This is a genomic window from Baekduia alba, from assembly GCF_028416635.1.
In the GTDB taxonomy this organism is placed as follows: domain Bacteria; phylum Actinomycetota; class Thermoleophilia; order Solirubrobacterales; family Solirubrobacteraceae; genus Baekduia; species Baekduia alba.
In genome coordinates this window covers 5,388,252-5,404,811 of sequence record NZ_CP114013.1, presented here as the reverse complement: position 1 = coordinate 5,404,811, position 16,560 = coordinate 5,388,252, and the positions used below count along the sequence as shown (strand labels likewise).

Here is a 16,560-nt window from a genome sequence, read left to right as displayed (position 1 = left end):
CGGCCGCGCAGTGCTAGCCGCCGAGGATGTCGACGGCCGCACCGTCGATGCCGGTGCGGCCGCGCAGTGCTAGCCGCCGAGGATGTCGACGGCCGCACCGTCGATGCCGGTGCGGCCGCGCAGTGCTAGCCGCCGAGGATGTCGACGGCGATCTCGGCCACCTGCGTCGGGGTCCGGCCCACCCGGACGCCCTTGGCCTCGAGCGCCTCGGCCTTCGCCGCGGCCGTGCCCTTGGAGCCGGAGACGATCGCGCCGGCGTGGCCCATGGTCTTGCCCGGAGGCGCCGTGAACCCGGCGATGTAGGCGACGACCGGCTTCTTGACGTGGTCGGCGATGTACTCGGCCGCGCGCTCCTCGGCGTCGCCGCCGATCTCGCCCGACAGCACGATCAGCTCGGTCTGGTCGTCGGCCTCGAACAGCTCGATCACGTCGATGAACGACGTGCCCGGGACCGGGTCGCCGCCGATGCCGACGATCGACGAGTTGCCGAACCCGGCCTGGGCCAGCGTGTTGCCGATCTGGTAGGTCAGCGTGCCGGAGCGCGAGACCACGCCGACGTTGCCCTCCTTGAAGAACGACGCCGGGATGATGCCGACGTTCGCCTTGCCGGGGGACAGGATGCCCGGGCAGTTCGGACCGACCAGGCGCGTGCCCGTGCGCTGCAGGTGCGTGTAGACGCGCAGCTCGTCGTGGGCCGGGATGCCCTCGGTGATGCAGATGACCAGCGGGATGCCGGCGTCGGCGGCCTCGAGGATCGAGTCGGCGGCGAAGCGCGGCGGCACGAAGACCATCGCGACGTTGGCGCCGGTCTCGTCGACCGAGTCCTTGAACGTGTTGAACACCGGGATGCCCTCGACGTTCTGCCCGGCCTTGCCCGGGGTCACGCCGGCGACGACGTTCGTGCCGTAGTTCTTGTTGTTGGTCGCGTGGAACGTGCCCTCGCGGCCGGTGATGCCGGACACGACCAGCTTGGTGTCCTTGTCGATCAGAACGGCCATCAGGCGTCCTCTCCCTTGGCCAGAGCCACGACCTTCTCGGCGGCCTCGTCCATCGTGGCCGCGGTGTGCACGTTCGGAAGCTGCGCCTCGGCGAGGATCTTGCGGCCCTCGACGTCGTTCGTGCCGTCCAGGCGGACGACGAACGGGACGCTCGGGTTCAGCTGCTTGAACGCCTCGATGAGGCCGTTGGCGACCTCGTCGCAGCGCGTGATGCCGCCGAAGATGTTGAACAGGACGGCGTTGACCTTGTCGTTGGACAAGATGACCTCGACCGCGCTGGTGATCGCCTCCGCCTTGGACCCGCCGCCGGCGTCCAGGAAGTTGGCGGGCGCGCCGCCGTACTGGGCGACGACGTCCAGGGTCGACATGACCAGGCCGGCGCCGTTGCCGAGGATGCCGATGTCGCCGTCGAGCTTGACGAACGTCAGCCCGCGCTCCTTGGCCATCTGCTCCTGCGGGTCCTCGTCGGACGGGTCGCGGAGCTCGGCGTTGTCGGGGTGGCGGAACAGCGCGTTGTCGTCGAGCGTGACCTTCGCGTCCAGCGCGGCGACCGTGCGCTCCGGCGTCACGATCAGCGGGTTGACCTCGACGAGCATCGCCTCCTCGGCGACGAACGTCCCGTACAGCTGGTGGAGGAACGCGCCGACGGGGCGGACGAGGTCGGCGTCCACGCCCGCGGCGAACGCGAGGCGGCGGCCGTGGAAGTCCTGGAAGCCGAGCAGCGGGTCGACGTGCAGCGTCGCGATCGCGTCCGGGTTGTTGTCGGCGACCTCCTCGATGTCCATGCCGCCCTGCGTGGAGAGCATGATCAGCGGCGCCTTGGCGCCGCGGTCGAAGACGATCGAGGCGTAGTACTCGCTCTCGATCTGCGAGGCGCCCTCGATCCACACCTCGTGGACGGTGAAGCCCTTGATGTCCATGCCGAGGATCGCGTCGGAGTACTCGCGCGCCTCGTCCTCGTTCTGGGCGATCTTGATGCCGCCGGCCTTGCCGCGGCCGCCGATCTTCACCTGCGCCTTGATGGCGCATGGGAAGCCGACCTCCTTCGCGGCGGAGACGGCCTCATCGACCGTTCGCGCCGGGCGTCCGTCAGGGACGGGGATTCCATGTCGGGCAAAAAGCTGCTTGCCCTGGTATTCGAGCAGGTCCATAGGAGCCCGCGACGTTATTGAACGGGTTGCGCTGATGCTTCCTGCCCGAACGACCTGACGTCCCGGCAAGGCCCATAGATGGCACAATGCCGGGCCGCATGGCACTCCCGAAGAACATCCAGTGGGTCACCTTCGACGTTTACGGCACTCTCATCGATTGGGAGTCAGGCGTCGCTGATGCGTTCGAGCGGGAGGCGAAGAAGGACGGCTTCACGATCGATCGACAGCAGGTCGTCGATCTCTTCCTCGACGCGACGAAGGAGATCCAGAGCGGCTCCTACGAGCTCTACGCCGAGGTCCTGCGTCAGGCGGCGGTCAAGATCGCCAAGGAGATCGGGTGGCCGTTGGAGCCGTCGCGGTCCGGGTTCCTGCCCGATTCCGTCGTGCGCTGGGGCGCCTTCAAGGAGGCCAACCCGCAGCTCAAGAAGTTCCTGACCAAGTACCAGACGGGCCTGATCTCGAACATCGACGACAAGCTCCTGGGGCTGACGCGGCGCCACATCCCGGCCGACGTCGACCTGGTCGTCACCGCCCAGCAGGTCCGGTCCTACAAGCCCGATCCCGCGCACTTCAACGAGTTCGCGCGGCGGATCGGCGGCAAGAAGGGCTGGGTCCACGTCGGCAGCGGGCTGTACACCGACATCGAGCCGGCGACCAAGCTGAAGGTGCCCACGATCTGGGTCAACCGGCGCAAGGAGGAAGTGCCGGCCGGGGGCAAGAAGCCGACGGCCGAGGTGAAGAACCTCCTGGAGGCCGCGAAGCTCCTCGGGTTGTAGGCCTTGCAGGTCATCGCCCTGGATCCGGGCGTGATCGTCGCGCGCAGCGTCAAGTGGCAGACGACGTGCACGCTGCTGCACCGGGGCGACGAGACGTTCATCGTCGACTCGGTCGTGTTCCCGGACGAGCTGGACGCGCTGCCGGGCGTGCTCGGGCAGGCGGGCTGGGGGCTGTCGGGGCTGCTGGCGACCCACGGCGACTGGGATCACCTGCTGGCGCGGCTGGCGTTCCCGGAGGCGCCGCTGGGTGTGGCCGAGACGACCGCGGCGCGGCTGCGCGCAGAGCCGGGGGTGGCGCAGCGGCGGCTGCGCGAGGCCGACGAGGACGACTACGTCGCCCGGGAGCGGCCGCTGTCGCTCGGGTCCGTGCAGGCGCTGCCGGTGCCGGGGAAGGTCGACCTCGGCGAGGACGCCGAGCTGGAGCTGATCCCCGCTGACGGGCACACCGCCGACGGGATGGCGGTGTGGGCGCCGTTCGCGCGGGTGCTGATCTGCGGCGACTACGTGTCGCCCGTCGAGATCCCGATGATCTCGGAGGGCGGATCGTTGAACGCCTACGTGGCGACGCTCCTGCGGCTGGCGCCGTACGTCGAGCAGGCCGACTGGGTCGTCCCGGGCCACGGCGCGCCCCTGGACGGCCAGCGCGCGCTGGCGATCCTGCGCGAGGACGTCAAGTACCTGGAGTCGCTGGACGCGGCCAAGCCGGACGCCGCGGCGCTGCCGCTGGCGCGTCGCGACCGGATCCAGAAGCAGATCCACGCCGAGAACCTGACGCGCCTATGACGCCGACCGGCCTCCAGCACGTCGCGCTGCCCACGCTGCGCAGCGACGTGGAGGCCGAGGTGCGCTTCTGGGCGTTGCTGGGCTTCGTCGTCGTCACGCCGCCGGCCACGCTGGCCGAGCGCGCGACGTGGGTCCAGGCCGGCGACGGCACCCAGATCCACTTGTTGTACGTGTCGGAGGCCGCGGAGCGGTCGGGGCACGTGGCGGTCGTGGCGCCTGCGCCGTTCGACGCGACCTTCGCCGCCTTGACCGCCGCGGGGTTCACGCCCGAGCCGCGCACGTCCCACTGGGGCGCCGCCCGCGCGTACGTCCACACGCCGGGTGGCCACCTCGTGGAGCTCATGGCGTCGCCGCCTGGCTCCGCTCCGTCCCCGCGTTGAGCAGGGCCAGGTACTTGTCGTACACGTACACCCGGTTGCGCTGCCGCCCCGTGGCCTCGCGCAGGATGCCCGCCTCCTCGAGACGCTGCAGCGCCGCGTAGACCGGTGGTCCGGTCAGCGTCAGCGCCTCCTGCACACCGCGCGGCGTGAGCACGACCCGCTGGATCGCGAGCTCCATGACCCGCGCGTTGGTCGCGGCGCCGCGTCCCCCGAGGCCGGCGATCGTCGCGCGGTCCCGCTCGATCAGCTCCACGATGTCGCGGGTCGTCTGGATCGCCGAGGTCGCGACGTCGAGCACGCCACGGAGGAAGAACGCGACCCACTGCTCCCACTCGCCGTGGGTCCGGATCCGCTGTAGGCGGTCGTAGTACACGTCGCGGTGCTGCTTGAAGTAGAGGCTGAGGTAGAGGAGGGGACGATCGAGCACGCCCTCCTCGCACAGCATCAGCGTGATGAGCAGGCGCCCCACGCGGCCGTTGCCGTCGAGGAACGGATGGATCGTCTCGAACTGCGCGTGGGCGAGTGCGGCCTTGACGAGCACGGGCAGCCCGTCGCCGTCGTCGTGGACGAAGCGCTCCAGGTCGGCGATCGCGCCCGCCACCTCCTGCGGCGGCAGCGGGACGAAGCGGGCTTCGGTCGGAGTGGCGCCGCCGAGCCACACCTGCGTGCGGCGGAACCGGCCGGGGGCCTTGTCGCCGCCGCGCCCGCCGGTGAGCAGCCGGCGGTGTGCCTCGCGAAGCAGCCGCGACGAGATCGGGAGCCGGCCGCTCGTCACCGCCTCGACGGCGTAGTTGAGCGCGACGATGTAGTTGGCCGTCTCCTCGACGTCTTCGATCGGGACGCCCGGCGCGACGTCGGCCTCGAAGAGCAGGAGGTCGGAGAGCGACGACTGCGTGCCCTCGATCTGCGAGGAGAGCACCGCCTCCTTGCGGATGTAGGTGTACAACAACGTCGTGGGGTCCGGCAGCAGCATCGTGATGCCGTCCAGCCGGCCGAGCGCCTGGTTGGCGCGTTCGAGGAGCCGGTTGGCGGCGAGGTCGAGCGCGACCGGGGGATCGGGCGGCAGCGGACGCGGCCGGAAGGTGGCGTAGTCGTCCGGGGGCCTGCCGGCGGCGACGAAGACGCCTGCGCGGTCGCTGGATGAGAGAGAAGGCGACATCGCTTCCTTAGAACGTATCTAAGAAAGCGTTATCCGTCTATCGCTTATTAACGGCGAAGCGAAGAGAGCGATAGCTGCCGTCGCCGGGCTACGCGTCCGGGCCCGCGTCGAGGTGGCGGCGCATGTAGAGGTCGCGGGGTGAGCCGAGGGTGAAGCCGAAGGACTCGTAGAGCGCGATCGCGGGTGTGTTGGCCTCGTTGACGTCGAGCTCCATGCGGCGGCAGCCGCGCTCGCGGGCGCGGAGGGTCGCGAAGTCGAGGAGGGCGCGGGCCACGCCGTTGCCGCGGGCGGCCTCGGTCACGAAGACGTCCTCGACCAGGCAGTCGCCGCCGGCGCGCCAGATGCCCATGCGGTAGCGGAGCTGGGCGACGCCCGAGGGCGGGGAGTCGTCGTCGGCCGCGGCCAGGATGTAGTCGGTGTCGCGGTCGTCCATCAGCCGCTCGACGCCCGCCAGGAACGCGTTGTCCGACGGCCAGGCGTAGCCGAGGTGATCGCGGAACCCGATGAGCAACCGCGCGACGATCTCGGCCTCGTTCGGGCCGGCCTTCCAAGCTCTCGCTCCCACTACGACTCCTTGCGGACGTTCCAACGGACGGTCATGTCGGCGACGACGTCGCCGGCGCCGTCGACGATCGCGACGTCGATCCCGAACGTGACCTGGCCTTCGCGGCCTAGCTCGTCGAGGAGCTCGCCCGGGCTCGCGCCCAGGACGGCGGTCGCGGTCAGCGGCCCGCGCGGGATCTTCTTGTAGGTGATCTCGGCGGCCTCGGGCGCCAGCTCCAGCCGCGGGAGCTGCTCGACGAAGACCGCGGCCAGCGAAGCGCCCGACGCCGCCTGGCCCACGGCGAACAGCGCGCTGGCGTGCTGCGAGCCGGTGTGGTTGCGCAGCGCCTCGTTGTCGGGCAGCCGCGCGACCCCACGTCCGACCGCGACCTCGACGATCTCCAGGCCGAGATGCCCGTTGAACGGGACGGCCTGCTCCATGCCGGCGCGGAGGGGCTCGAGGTCCATGACCCCCGAGCCTAATACACCGGCGGGGGCGACCTACAGAGCCAGCAGGTCCAGGCCGTCGGTCGCGACCGTCACGGCCCCGTGGACGGCTGCCGCGCGGCCGTGCAGCGCGGTCTCGTCGGCCATCGGCGGCACGTGGATCAGGACCAGCTGCTCGCAGCCCGCGTCGACGGCGACCTGCGCCGCGGCCGCCGGCTCGGCGTGGCCGGGCGCCACCGGTGGGCCCCAGGCGTCGTGGGCGAGCACGCGGGAGCCGCGGGCGAAGGCGACGGTCAGCGGGTCGTCCTCGGTGTCGGTGCACCAGGTCAGCGCGTCGCCGACGCGGATCCCGAGCGTGGGGTTGGTGTGGCGGTCCTGGCGGCGGGTGGAGATGCCGAGCGCGCCCGCCAGGCCGTCGTCCTCGTCGAGCGCGCCGACCGGCAGCTCGCCGACGGCGACGCCGAGCTGCTCGAGGTCGACCGGCATGATCGGCGGCGCGAACAGGCGCTGCAGCGCGGTCGCCGTCGGCATGTCATACAACTCGGCGCCCGGACCGCGGACGGTGATCGCGATCCCGGTCAGCTCGGTGAGGTAGGCCAGCCCGCAGATGTGGTCGATGTGGAAGTGCGTCAGCAGCACCTCCAGCCGGGAGCGCCCGCCGAGCAGCGCGTCGCGGTCGGTGATCAGCCGCCGCAGGCCCGTGCCCGCGTCGATCACGACCGCCGCGTCGTCGTCGGCGGCCGGCAGCAGGAGCACCGACGACGTCTCGCGCGTGCCGGTGGGCACGAAGCCGCCGCTCCCGAGGATGGTCGCGGCGGCCAACATGGGGTCCTACTCGGCCGCCGGCGCGGGCGACTTGATGACCGCGATCGGTGCGCCCGCCTGGATCGGCTCGCCCTCCGTGATCGAGAGCGTCTCGATCGTGCCGGCCTTGTGGGCGGTGATCTCGTTCTCCATCTTCATCGCCTCGATGATGCAGAGCAGCTGGCCTTCCTCGACCGTGTCGCCCTGCTTGACGAGCACCTTCCACATGTTGCCCTGCAGCGGGGAGACGAGCTCGTCGGCGCCGCCGCCGCCGCTCGACTTGCGCTCGCCGCGCTTCTTCGGGCCCGCGCCGTTCGCGGCGCTCGCCGCGCCCGCGCCGACCACGACGCCGCCGACCGGCGGCGGCCCGATCACCTTCACGTCGAACCGCCGGCCGCCGACCTCGACGACGTAGCCCTGCTCGACGGTCTCTTCCTCGTCGGAATCGGACCCACCCACCCGCGTCGGCGCCGGGAACGCCAGCTCCTTCAACCACGCCTTGTCCTCGACGAGGTCGCGGCACGTCTCGGCGTCGTTCCACTGGCGCGTCGCGAGCAGCGCCCGGTGGAACGGGATGAGCGTCTTGAGCTCCTCGATCTCGTACTCGCCCAGCGCGCGCAGCATGCGCTGGGTGGCCTTCTCGCGGTCCGTGTCCCAGACGATGAGCTTGGCGACCATCGGGTCGTACATCGGCGTGACCTCGCCGCCCGGGCCGACGCCCGAGTCGACGCGCACGCCCGGCCCGCTCGGCTCCTTGTAGCCGCCGATCTTGCCCGGCGCGGGCGCGAAGTTCCGCGACGCGTCCTCGGCGTTGATGCGGCACTCGATCGCGTGGCCGCGCAGCTCGACGTCGTCCTGGGTGACGCTCAACGGCTCGCCCGCCGCGGCGAGGATGCCCTCGCGCACGATGTCGATGCCCGTCGTCATCTCCGTGACGCAGTGCTCGACCTGGACGCGCGTGTTCATCTCCAGGAAGAAGTACTCCCCGTCCTGGAGCATGCCCTCGATCGTGCCGGCGCCGACGTAGTCGACGGCCTTCGCCGCGTCGGTGCCGATCTTGCCGATCCGGGCGCGCATCTCGGCGTCGACGGCCGGCGCCGGCGACTCCTCGATCAGCTTCTGGTGGCGGCGCTGGACCGAGCAGTCACGCTCGCCGAGGTGGATGACGTTGCCGTGGCGGTCGGCGAGGACCTGGACCTCGACGTGGCGCGGGTCCGGCAGGTAGCGCTCGAGGTAGACGGTGCCGTCGGAGAAGAACTTCTCGCCCTCGCGCGACGCGCCCTCGAAGGCGTCCTTGAGCTTGTCCTCGGTCAGCGCGACGCGGAAGCCCTTGCCGCCGCCGCCGCTCGCCGCCTTGACCGCGACCGGGAAGCCGATCTCGTCCTTGGCGATCCGCAGCGCGTCCTCGAGCGTGTCGACCGGCTCGGTCGTGCCCGGGACGATCGGGACGCCGGCGGCCTGCATCAGCTCGCGGGCCTTCGTCTTGGAGCCCATCGCGTCGATCGCCGACGCGGGCGGGCCGATGAAGACGATGCCCGCCTCGTCGCAGGCGCGCGCGAACGCCGCGTTCTCGGCGAGGAAGCCATAGCCCGGATGGACGGCTTCGGCGCCGGACTCCTTGCAGACCTCGATGATCTTCTCGATCTTAAGGTAGCTCTCGGCGGCCGTCGGGCCGCCCAGCAGATAGGCCTCGTCGGCGCGCTGGACGTGCAGCGCATCACGATCGAGCTCCGAGTAGACGGCGACGGACGCGATCCCCATCTCTTCCAGCGTGCGCATGACGCGGATGGCGATCTCGCCCCGGTTGGCAACCAGGACCTTGGAGAACATGCGGCGCGCAAGGCTATTTGATCGCGGGTCGTGGCGATCCGCCGACGCATCGCGTGTGTTGGAGTGGACGACCGGGAAGGCTCGGCGCGAACGCTTTCCGGGTCACGACTTGCGCCGCGAGGCGCGAGATGGCCTGAGGGACACCACCTAGGCCACGGGCGGCGGGAGCGGGTCAGAGCGCTCCCGCCGTCCACTCCTCGTCGTCACAACCGCCGGCGCTCGCGCAACATGACGGGTGATGGACGACTCCGCGCTCCTGCGCCGGGCGGCCGCGGGCGACGACGAGGCGTTCGCGGTCTTCTACCGGCGCCACCTCGACGAGGTCGTGGCCTACCTGCGCCGGCGCGTGGCCGAGCCGGAGCTCGCGTTCGACCTGACGGCGGAGACGTTCGCGGCGGCGGTCGTCGGCGCGGCGTCATGGCGCGGCGAGGGCGATCCGGTGGCGTGGCTGTACGGGATCGCCCGCAACAAGTGGCGCGAGTCGGTTCGGCGCGGGCGCGTCGAGGACGCGGCGCGGCTGCGGCTGCGGCTCGAGCCGCTGGAGCTGGAGGACGCGGACCTGCTGGCGGTCGAGGTCCGGGCCGACGCGGGCGCCGAGCGGTTGGACGCGTGGCTGGCCGAGCTGCCGGAGCCGACGCGCCGCGCGGTCGTCGGCCGCGTGGTCGAGGAGCGCGGGTACGGCGAGATCGCCGCGGAGCTGGCGTGCTCGGAGCAGGTCGTGCGCCAGCGGGTGTCGCGGGGGCTCGCGGCGCTGCGGGCGCGGATCGAGGAGGAGGGCGAGGCGTGAGCGGCGACGCGTTCGATCGGTTGGAGGTGCAGTTGCGCGGGGCGGTCGTCGCGCACGCGACGGCGCCGGTGCGCCCGCGGTCGCGGCCCTGGCGGCACGTGCCGCGGCGCGGCGGCCTGCTCGCGGCCGCCGCGGCGCTGCTGGTCGCCGGGGGCGGAGCGGTCGCCGCGACGCACGTCTGGAAGGTCGGGCCGCCGGCCGACGACACCAAGTACCTGCCCAAGCCCTCGCCGGACGCGGGCGCGGGCGTCGCGCAGGGCCAGGCGCGCATCCTGGCGCTGCGCGTGCCCGACCCGCTCGGCGGACCGCCGTGGGCGCTGCGCATCTTCGGCTCCACGCGCGGCGGCTCGTGCGTGCAGGTCGGCCAGGTCGTGCGCGGGCGCTTCGGGCGGATGCAGGGCGAGGTCCTGCGCCCGATCGCCGCGGTGCCGGGCCAGAACAGCCTGTGCGGCTTCGTCGCGCGCAACGGCTACCCGGTCCTGCGCGGACTGCGGACGGTGCAGGTCACGGGCGGGATGGGCGACCCCCACCAGTGCGGCGCGTCGGCGTGCCCGGTGACCGCGGTGCGGACCATCCGCTATGGGTTGCTCGGCCCGTCGGCGCGGAGCGCGACCTACGTGGACGCGGACGGGCGCCGCGGGCCGACGACGGCGATCGACGGCGCCGGCGGCGGCGCCTACCTCTTCGTGCTGCGCAGCGACCCGGCGCCGTACGAGGCTCGTGATCGCCGGGAGCGGGGCAACCAGGCGCGGATGGCGGCCGAGCTGCGCCGGCTGCACAAGGCGGGGGTGACGGGGCCCACCGCGCTGCGCCGAGCGATGCGCGACGTGCTTGCCACGGGGCCGCGGCCGGCGATGACGATCGGCGTGCCCCGGATCCGGGACGGCGTCGACGCGACGTTCGCCGGCGGCACGACGCTGCGCGTGGCCGGCCACGGCCGGACCGGTGGGCCGCTGCCGGGCGTGACGCGGCCCTCGACCACCACCACCAACAAGGCCGACGTCCGCGCCCCGCTGACCGTGACGCGCCGCGGGACGGTCGCGTCGGCCCGGTTCACCGTCCGCTTCCGCGCGCCGGTGGCGATCATGCGCGCCGACCATCACTACACCTTGACCCTGACCGGCCTCGCGGGCTCGCGCTGCGATCGGCCGTCGCCCGCCGGCGGCCAGGCGACGACGCGGAACGTCGCGCGCGGCGAGGCGGTGACGTTCACCGTCCGGCGCGGGCTCGGGAGCCGTGACGGCGAGACGTACTGCCCCGGCGCCCACACGCTGCGCGTGGGCTACTCGTCCGGCTCGGGCCCGTTCGCGGGTCGCCTCGTCGGGTCCTACGCGTTTACCGTCCCGGGGTGATGGGCGACGACGAACGCGGTTGGGCCGTCCTGCGGACGGCGGTGGCGCGTGCGGGCGAGGCGCTCGGCGACCGGCTCGTGGCCGCCTACGCGGTCGGCAGCCTCACGCACGGCGGCTTCGCGGTGCACGGCCCACCGGTGCCCGCGGCCGCAGAGCGCCTGCTCGCCAGCCTGCCCGCGCTCTACGACGAGGCGCTGACGGCGCTGCGCGCCGCTAGGCGACCAGCGCGAGCGCGTCGAGCAGCGATGGCGCGGTGTGGTCGGGCGTCACCGCGGCGCTCGCCCATTCGCGGCCCGCTGAGAGCCAGACCGAGGTGATGCCGGCCGCGGCGGCCGCGCCGATGTCGGCCTCGCCGTCGCCGATCAGCCAGGCGCCGTCCAGGCTCACGCCGCACTCCGCGGCGGCCAGCTCGACGATGCGCGGGTCGGGCTTGCGGAGGCCGACGGCGCCCGAGACGACGCAGGCGTCGAGGAGCGGTGTCAGCCCGATCTTCTCGACCGTCGAGGCCTGCGCGGTCGCCTCGCCGTTGGTCACGACCGCGAGCTTCCAGCCGCCGGCGCGCAGCGCCTCCAGGCGCGCCACGACGGCGGGCGCCAGCCGCGGCATGTGCGCCCACGTCAGCCGGAGGTAGTCCTCCAACAACGTCTCGACCGGCGCGTCGAGCGCGAAGCGCTCGCGTACCGCGCCCAGGAACGCGGGCCGCGGCGTGATCCCGCCGTCGTTGGCCGCTGCCAGCCACGCGCGGTCGTGCTCCTCGCCCAGCGTGATCGACGCCCACGCGTCGAACGCGGCGTCCCAGTCCGCGACGGTCCCGTCGAGATCGAGCGCCAGGAGGCGGCCGGCCGCGTCGCTCAGGCGATCATCCCGCCGGCGACGGTGTCGTTGTCGGACTCGTCGATCAGGATGAACGCGCCGGTGACGCGGTTGCGCGCGTACGGGTCGGCCAGCAGCGGCCGGCGCGTGCGCAGCCGGATGCGGCCGATGTCGTTGAGCCCCAACTCGCTCGGGGCCGGGCCGCGCTCGAGCGTGTGGACGTCGACGACGTCGTGGATCGCGTCCACGACCGCCTCGGCCGTGTGCGTCAAGTGCTTCAACAGGTACCGCGCGCCCGGGCGCAGCGGTCGGTCCGAGAACCAGCACACGTCGGCGTCGAACTCGCGCACGACCCGGTCCCCGCCCGCCCCCCCGTTGGCGGCGACCAGGACGTCGCCGCGCGACACGTCGACGTCATCAACGAGCCGCACCGTCACCGACTGCGGCGGGAACGCCTCCTTCAGCGGACCGTCCAGCGTCTCGACGGCGGCGACCTCCGACGACACGCCCGACGGCAGCACCGTCACGCGGTCGCCCGGCCGGACCACGCCCGACGCGACCTGCCCCGCGTAGCCGCGGTAGTCGTTGCCCTCCGAGCGGATCACCAGCTGGACCGGGAAGCGCAGGTCCTCCAGGTTGCGGTCGTCGGCCGGGTCGATCCCTTCCAAGTGCTCCAACAACGGCTTGCCCGCGTACCACGAGGTGTTCTCCGAGCGGTCGACCACGTTGTCGCCGACCAGCGCGCTGATCGGGATGAACGCGATGTCGCGCGAGGACAGCTGCCTGCGGAACGCGCAGAAGTCGCGCACGATCTCGTCGAAGCGCTCCTCGCTGTACTCGACCAGATCCATCTTGTTGACCGCGACCACCAGGTGCGGGATCCCGAGCAGCGACGCGATGAACGCATGGCGCTTGGTCTGCTCGACCACGCCGTGGCGCGCGTCGACCAGGACGATCGCCACGTCGGCGGTCGACGCGCCCGTGACCATGTTGCGCGTGTACTGCACGTGGCCGGGCGTGTCGGCCAGGATGAAGTCGCGGGCCGGCGTCGCGAAGTAGCGGTAGGCGACGTCGATCGTGATGCCCTGCTCGCGCTCGGCGCGCAGGCCGTCGGTCAACCGCGACAGGTCGAGCTCGCCGTCGCGCCCGTTGAGGTCGGCGTACTGGTCGGCGAGGATCGCCTTGGAGTCGTGCAGCAGGCGCCCGATGAGCGTCGACTTGCCGTCGTCGACGGAGCCCGCGGTGGCGAGGCGGAGGAGAGTAGTCATAGAAGAAGTCGGCCTTAAGGCCTAGAAGTAGCCGGCGACCTTGCGGTCTTCCATCGCCGACTCCGACACCCGGTCGTCGGCGCGGGTCTCGCCGCGCTCGGTCACGTTGGTCGCCGCGATCTCGGCGACGACCGACGCCAGCGTCGCGGCCTCCGACGCCACGGCGCCGGTGCAGGAGATGTCGCCCACCGTGCGGTAGCGCACCGAGGTCACGAACGGGTCGCCGTCGCGCGCGTCGCGCTCGATGTGCTCGGAGTCGGCGTACAGCATGCCGTCGCGCCGGAACACCGACCGCTCGTGCGCCAGGTAGATCGAGGGGACCTCGATCTCCTCGTCCTGGATGTACTGCCACACGTCCAGCTCGGTCCAGTTGCTCAGCGGGAACGCGCGGACGTTCTCGCCGCGCCGCACGCGCGTGTTGTAGATGTTCCACAGCTCGGGCCGCTGCGCCTTCGGGTCCCAGCCGCCGAAGTCGTCGCGGAAGCTCAGGATGCGCTCCTTGGCCCGCGCGCGCTCCTCGTCGCGGCGCGCGCCGCCGAACGCCGCGTCGAAGCCGTGCTCGGCCAAGGCATCCAACAACGTCGTCGTCTGCAATCGGTTGCGCGACGCCCGCGGCCCCGTCTCCTCGACCACGCGGCCCTGGTCGATCGACTCCTGCACGGAGGCGACGATCAGGCGCTCGCCGAGGCGCTCGACCAGGTTGTCGCGGAACGCGATGACCTCGTCGAAGTTGTGCCCCGTGTCGATGTGCATGAGCGGGAAGGGGAACTTCCCGGGCCGGAACGCCTTCTCGGCCAGGCGCGCCAGCACGATCGAGTCCTTGCCGCCGCTGAACAGCAGCACGGGCTTCTCGCGCTCGGCGGCGACCTCGCGCATCACGTGGATGGCCTCGGCCTCCAGCGCCTGCAGGTGGGTGAGGGTGTGGGGGCTCGGGCTCATGCGGGGGCTCAGATCCTCAGACGACGTGGATGCCGCACTCGGTCTTGTCGGTCCCCGCCCAGCGACCGGCGCGGCCGTCGCCCGGCTGGGTGCATGGGGCGCAGCCGATCGACGCGTAGCCCTGGTCGTGGAGCGGGTGGTAGGGCAGGCCGCGGTCGAAGATTCGCGCCCACACGTCCTTCTCGGTCCAGAACGCGAGCGGGTTGTACTTCTTGACCCCGGGGCGCTTGGCGTCGTCCTCGATCAGCTCGGCACCGGCGCGCGTCTCGGCCTGCTCGCGGCGCACGCCGGTGACCCACGCGTCGGTGCCCGCCAGCGACCGCTCCAGCGCCGCGACCTTCAGCGGCGTGCAGCAGTGCTCGGGCCCGGTCCACGGGTCGGCCGCGTTCGCGGCGTCCTCGACCTCGACGCGCACGCCGTAGTGGTCTTCGAAGCGCTTCCAGGTCGCCAGCGTCTCGGGGAAGAGGACGCCGGTGTCGATCGTGACGACCCGAATTCGGTCCCACCCACCCGCGATGCGCAGCAGCTCGTCGAGGATGACCGACTCCTCCTTCTGGAAGGAGCAGAGGAAGACGAGCTTCTCGTGCTGGGAAGCCGCCTCGAGCGTCTCGGTGAGCTGGTCGCTCAGACCGCGCATTCGCCTTCGCCCCGCTGGACGACGAACGGCTGGTCGCGATCCCAGTCGATGAACGTGGACATGGTCTGCAGCCCGAACTCGACCGGCATGGCGAGGTCGCCCTTGACCTCCTCCTCGAAGCGCACCGTGCCGACGCGGTCGGCGTAGGCCTTGAACGTCTCGGTCGCGTCGGTGCGCTCGTTCTCGTACATGCGGATCCAGCGCTCGACGGCCGCCGGGACGCGCTTGGCGGGCAGGCGCACCTTCAGGCGCGCGCCGTAGCCGACCTCGCCGCCCTCGTACTGGCCCCCGATGTGGGCGACGTACGCCGGGATCGTGTGCTCGCCGACCTTGATCGACGCGCCGTAGAACCCCATGTCGGCGATGTGGTGCTGCGAGCAGCCGTTGGGGCAGCCGGAGTTCTTGATGTGGATCCGGCGCGACTGCGGATCGGTGATGTCCATCTCGAGCAGCTTCTGGTTGATCGCCGCGTTGAGGCCCATCGAGCTCGTGATGCCCAGCTTGCAGGAGTCCGTGCCGGGGCACGAGACGTTGTCGGTGATCTCCTGCGCGCCGGCCTCGCCGAGCTCGATCGCGTTGAGCGCCTGCCACACGTCGTAGACCTGCTCGTCGCGCACCCAGCGCAGGACGAGGTTCTGGCCGACGGTCGTGCGCGCCCAGCCGCCGGAGAAGTCGCGCATGATCTGGCCGAGCGCGCGCAGCTGGTCCGGGGTGAGGTCGCCGCGGTAGACCTTGATCTCGACCGCGTTGAAGCCGGCCTGCTTCTGGGCCACGACGTTGGACTCGCGGAAGCGGTCGAAGGCCTCGCGGTCGGCGTCGGTCGGCTCGCCGAAGACTGCGTCCCGCCCACCCGCCGCGGGGGCGCCCTCCTCCTCGTCGATGTCGAAGCGGCGCGCGGCGACGGAGAAGTCGCGCTCGTCGACCCAGTCGCCCTCGAGCTGCTCGTCGACCTGCTTGCGCAGCTCGTCGATGCCGAACTTGTCGACGAAGACCTTCAGGCGGGCGCGGGCGCGGTTGACGCGCAGCCAGTCCTGGGCGTCGAAGATGCGGAAGACGGCCTCGGCCACCTTGAGGTAGTCGCCGTTGTCGGCCTCGACGAAGTCGTACAGCGTCGGCGCGATGCGCGGCATGATCGACGTGCCGCCGCCGACCCGGACCTCGAAGCCGCGGACGCCCTCGTCGTTGACCTTCGAGATGAAGGCGATGTCGTGGATGCCCGTGATCGAGCGGTCCTCGCCCGGCGTGCCCTCGAAGGCCGTCTTGACCTTGCGCGGCATCAGCTGGGTCGTGGGGTGGCGCACGAAGTAGCGGACGTAGGCGCCGACGTAGGGCGTCGGGTCGAAGACCTCGCCCTCCAGGATCCCGGCCCACGGGTCGCCGGTCACGTTGCGTACCGTGTTCCCGCAGCCCTCGCGGCTGGAGAGGTTCGCGTCGGACAGCTCGCGGATCAGCTTCGCGGCGTCGCGCAGCGGCACGTGGTGGATCTGGATGTTCTGCCGCGTCGTGATGTGGCCCTTGTTCAGCGGCGCGTACTTCTCGATGACGCTGGCGAACGCGTCGATCTGGTCGGGCGTGATGCCGCCGAACGGCAGCTTGACCCGGATCATCTGCACGTCGGGCTGGCGCTGGCCGTAGACGCCCTGCTTGAGGCGGAAGCCGATGAACTCGTTCTCGGGCGTGTCGCCGGCGAGGAACTTCTCGGCCTCGTTGTCGAAGTCGTCGAACTCCCGGGAGATGGCCGGGATGATGTGACCGGGGACGTTCTCGTAGACCTCGGGGTTCGCGAGGGTCCCCTTGCGGCCAACGGTGGTGGGCTCCATGCACGGCAAGCTAGCAAATCCCGATCGCGAATCCACCTTTTGTGTTTGCCGCGTGGGCAAGCGGTTTTCCGCA

Annotated in this window: 17 protein-coding genes; 5 read left to right on the top strand and 12 right to left on the bottom strand. The window is 71.6% G+C overall.

Annotated elements, in window-relative coordinates; genetic code table 11:
- Positions 1–125 precede the first annotated feature (125 nt).
- Positions 126–998: a succinate--CoA ligase subunit alpha gene (sucD, locus tag DSM104299_RS27050; protein ID WP_272474784.1), complete on the bottom strand. Its 873-nt coding sequence runs from the start codon at positions 996–998 to the stop codon at positions 126–128.
- Positions 998–2,149 carry an ADP-forming succinate--CoA ligase subunit beta gene (gene sucC, locus DSM104299_RS27045; RefSeq protein WP_272474783.1) on the bottom strand — a complete coding sequence of 384 codons (1,152 nt, stop codon included), beginning with the start codon at positions 2,147–2,149 and terminating at the stop codon, positions 998–1,000. The genes sucD and sucC overlap by 1 nt, the downstream gene beginning before the upstream one ends.
- Before the next feature lie 98 nt (positions 2,150–2,247).
- On the opposite strand from sucC, the gene DSM104299_RS27040 reads away from it, so the two are divergent.
- From DSM104299_RS27040 to DSM104299_RS27030, 3 genes are read left to right on the top strand one after another with little or no spacing between them, the layout of a single operon-like run.
- Positions 2,248–2,925: an HAD-IA family hydrolase gene (locus DSM104299_RS27040; RefSeq protein WP_272474782.1), complete on the top strand. Its 678-nt coding sequence runs from the start codon at positions 2,248–2,250 to the stop codon at positions 2,923–2,925.
- 3 nt (positions 2,926–2,928) lie between these two features.
- A complete protein-coding gene (locus DSM104299_RS27035; RefSeq protein ID WP_272474781.1) occupies positions 2,929–3,708 on the top strand; it encodes an MBL fold metallo-hydrolase in 780 nt (259 codons plus the stop codon).
- Positions 3,705–4,088, top strand: a complete 384-nt coding sequence (locus tag DSM104299_RS27030) for a VOC family protein (RefSeq protein WP_272474780.1) — start codon at positions 3,705–3,707, stop codon at positions 4,086–4,088. The genes DSM104299_RS27035 and DSM104299_RS27030 overlap by 4 nt, the downstream gene beginning before the upstream one ends.
- Here DSM104299_RS27030 and DSM104299_RS27025 read toward each other — a convergent pair.
- The 5 genes from DSM104299_RS27025 to DSM104299_RS27005 all read right to left on the bottom strand — a co-directional run bounded on the left by DSM104299_RS27025 (position 4,048) and on the right by DSM104299_RS27005 (position 8,871).
- Positions 4,048–5,247: a Fic family protein gene (locus tag DSM104299_RS27025; protein WP_272474779.1), complete on the bottom strand. Its 1,200-nt coding sequence runs from the start codon at positions 5,245–5,247 to the stop codon at positions 4,048–4,050. The genes DSM104299_RS27030 and DSM104299_RS27025 overlap by 41 nt on opposite strands.
- 88 nt (positions 5,248–5,335) lie before the next feature.
- Positions 5,336–5,812, bottom strand: coding sequence for a GNAT family N-acetyltransferase (locus DSM104299_RS27020; RefSeq protein ID WP_272474778.1), 477 nt, complete (start codon positions 5,810–5,812; stop codon positions 5,336–5,338).
- Positions 5,812–6,258: a DUF4442 domain-containing protein gene (locus tag DSM104299_RS27015; protein WP_272474777.1), complete on the bottom strand. Its 447-nt coding sequence runs from the start codon at positions 6,256–6,258 to the stop codon at positions 5,812–5,814. The genes DSM104299_RS27020 and DSM104299_RS27015 overlap by 1 nt, the downstream gene beginning before the upstream one ends.
- A 33-nt stretch (positions 6,259–6,291) precedes the next feature.
- Positions 6,292–7,062 carry an MBL fold metallo-hydrolase gene (locus DSM104299_RS27010; RefSeq protein ID WP_272474776.1) on the bottom strand — a complete coding sequence of 257 codons (771 nt, stop codon included), beginning with the start codon at positions 7,060–7,062 and terminating at the stop codon, positions 6,292–6,294.
- A gap of 6 nt (positions 7,063–7,068) precedes the next feature.
- Positions 7,069–8,871, bottom strand: a complete 1,803-nt coding sequence (locus DSM104299_RS27005) for an acetyl-CoA carboxylase biotin carboxylase subunit (RefSeq protein ID WP_272474775.1) — start codon at positions 8,869–8,871, stop codon at positions 7,069–7,071.
- Positions 8,872–9,109: 238 nt separating this feature from the next.
- Between DSM104299_RS27005 and DSM104299_RS27000 the strand changes: the two genes are divergently transcribed.
- Together DSM104299_RS27000 and DSM104299_RS26995 are read left to right on the top strand one after the other, a co-directional pair.
- Positions 9,110–9,658, top strand: a complete 549-nt coding sequence (locus DSM104299_RS27000) for an RNA polymerase sigma factor (protein ID WP_272474774.1) — start codon at positions 9,110–9,112, stop codon at positions 9,656–9,658.
- Positions 9,655–11,010, top strand: a complete 1,356-nt coding sequence (locus DSM104299_RS26995; protein ID WP_272474773.1) for a hypothetical protein — start codon at positions 9,655–9,657, stop codon at positions 11,008–11,010. The genes DSM104299_RS27000 and DSM104299_RS26995 overlap by 4 nt, the downstream gene beginning before the upstream one ends.
- 213 nt (positions 11,011–11,223) lie before the next feature.
- On the opposite strand, the gene DSM104299_RS26990 is transcribed toward DSM104299_RS26995, so the two are convergent.
- Genes DSM104299_RS26990 through DSM104299_RS26970 form a run of 5 tightly spaced genes read right to left on the bottom strand, consistent with a single transcriptional unit; the run spans position 11,224 to position 16,487 of the window.
- A complete protein-coding gene (locus DSM104299_RS26990; protein ID WP_272478114.1) occupies positions 11,224–11,841 on the bottom strand; it encodes an HAD family hydrolase in 618 nt (205 codons plus the stop codon).
- A 20-nt stretch (positions 11,842–11,861) separates the two neighbouring features.
- Complete coding sequence (locus DSM104299_RS26985) at positions 11,862–13,091, bottom strand: sulfate adenylyltransferase subunit 1 (RefSeq protein ID WP_272474772.1); 1,230 nt, start codon at positions 13,089–13,091, stop codon at positions 11,862–11,864.
- Between the two features lie 21 nt (positions 13,092–13,112).
- A complete protein-coding gene (gene cysD / locus DSM104299_RS26980; RefSeq protein WP_272474771.1) occupies positions 13,113–14,030 on the bottom strand; it encodes a sulfate adenylyltransferase subunit CysD in 918 nt (305 codons plus the stop codon).
- A gap of 16 nt (positions 14,031–14,046) precedes the next feature.
- Positions 14,047–14,667, bottom strand: a complete 621-nt coding sequence (locus DSM104299_RS26975) for a phosphoadenylyl-sulfate reductase (protein WP_272474770.1) — start codon at positions 14,665–14,667, stop codon at positions 14,047–14,049.
- Positions 14,655–16,487 (bottom strand): nitrite/sulfite reductase, encoded by a 1,833-nt coding sequence (locus tag DSM104299_RS26970; protein ID WP_272474769.1) that lies wholly within the window; start codon positions 16,485–16,487, stop codon positions 14,655–14,657. The genes DSM104299_RS26975 and DSM104299_RS26970 overlap by 13 nt, the downstream gene beginning before the upstream one ends.
- Between the last annotated feature and the right edge of the window lie 73 nt (positions 16,488–16,560).

Excerpts from the sequence above, each read along its gene's own strand:
- DSM104299_RS27000 (WP_272474774.1), top strand. The coding sequence starts at position 9,110 with ATGGACGACTCCGCGCTCCTGCGCCGGGCGGCCGCGGGCGACGACGAG.
- DSM104299_RS27030 (WP_272474780.1), top strand. The coding sequence starts at position 3,705 with ATGACGCCGACCGGCCTCCAGCACGTCGCGCTGCCCACGCTGCGCAGC.
- cysD (WP_272474771.1), bottom strand. The coding sequence starts at position 14,030 with ATGAGCCCGAGCCCCCACACCCTCACCCACCTGCAGGCGCTGGAGGCC.
- DSM104299_RS27015 (WP_272474777.1), bottom strand. The coding sequence starts at position 6,258 with ATGGACCTCGAGCCCCTCCGCGCCGGCATGGAGCAGGCCGTCCCGTTC.
- DSM104299_RS26970 (WP_272474769.1), bottom strand. The coding sequence starts at position 16,487 with ATGGAGCCCACCACCGTTGGCCGCAAGGGGACCCTCGCGAACCCCGAG.
- DSM104299_RS27010 (WP_272474776.1), bottom strand. The coding sequence starts at position 7,062 with ATGTTGGCCGCCGCGACCATCCTCGGGAGCGGCGGCTTCGTGCCCACC.
- DSM104299_RS27005 (WP_272474775.1), bottom strand. The coding sequence starts at position 8,871 with ATGTTCTCCAAGGTCCTGGTTGCCAACCGGGGCGAGATCGCCATCCGC.
- sucC (WP_272474783.1), bottom strand. The coding sequence starts at position 2,149 with ATGGACCTGCTCGAATACCAGGGCAAGCAGCTTTTTGCCCGACATGGA.
- DSM104299_RS26975 (WP_272474770.1), bottom strand. The coding sequence starts at position 14,667 with ATGCGCGGTCTGAGCGACCAGCTCACCGAGACGCTCGAGGCGGCTTCC.
- sucD (WP_272474784.1), bottom strand. The coding sequence starts at position 998 with ATGGCCGTTCTGATCGACAAGGACACCAAGCTGGTCGTGTCCGGCATC.
- DSM104299_RS27025 (WP_272474779.1), bottom strand. The coding sequence starts at position 5,247 with ATGTCGCCTTCTCTCTCATCCAGCGACCGCGCAGGCGTCTTCGTCGCC.
- DSM104299_RS27040 (WP_272474782.1), top strand. The coding sequence starts at position 2,248 with ATGGCACTCCCGAAGAACATCCAGTGGGTCACCTTCGACGTTTACGGC.
- DSM104299_RS26985 (WP_272474772.1), bottom strand. The coding sequence starts at position 13,091 with ATGACTACTCTCCTCCGCCTCGCCACCGCGGGCTCCGTCGACGACGGC.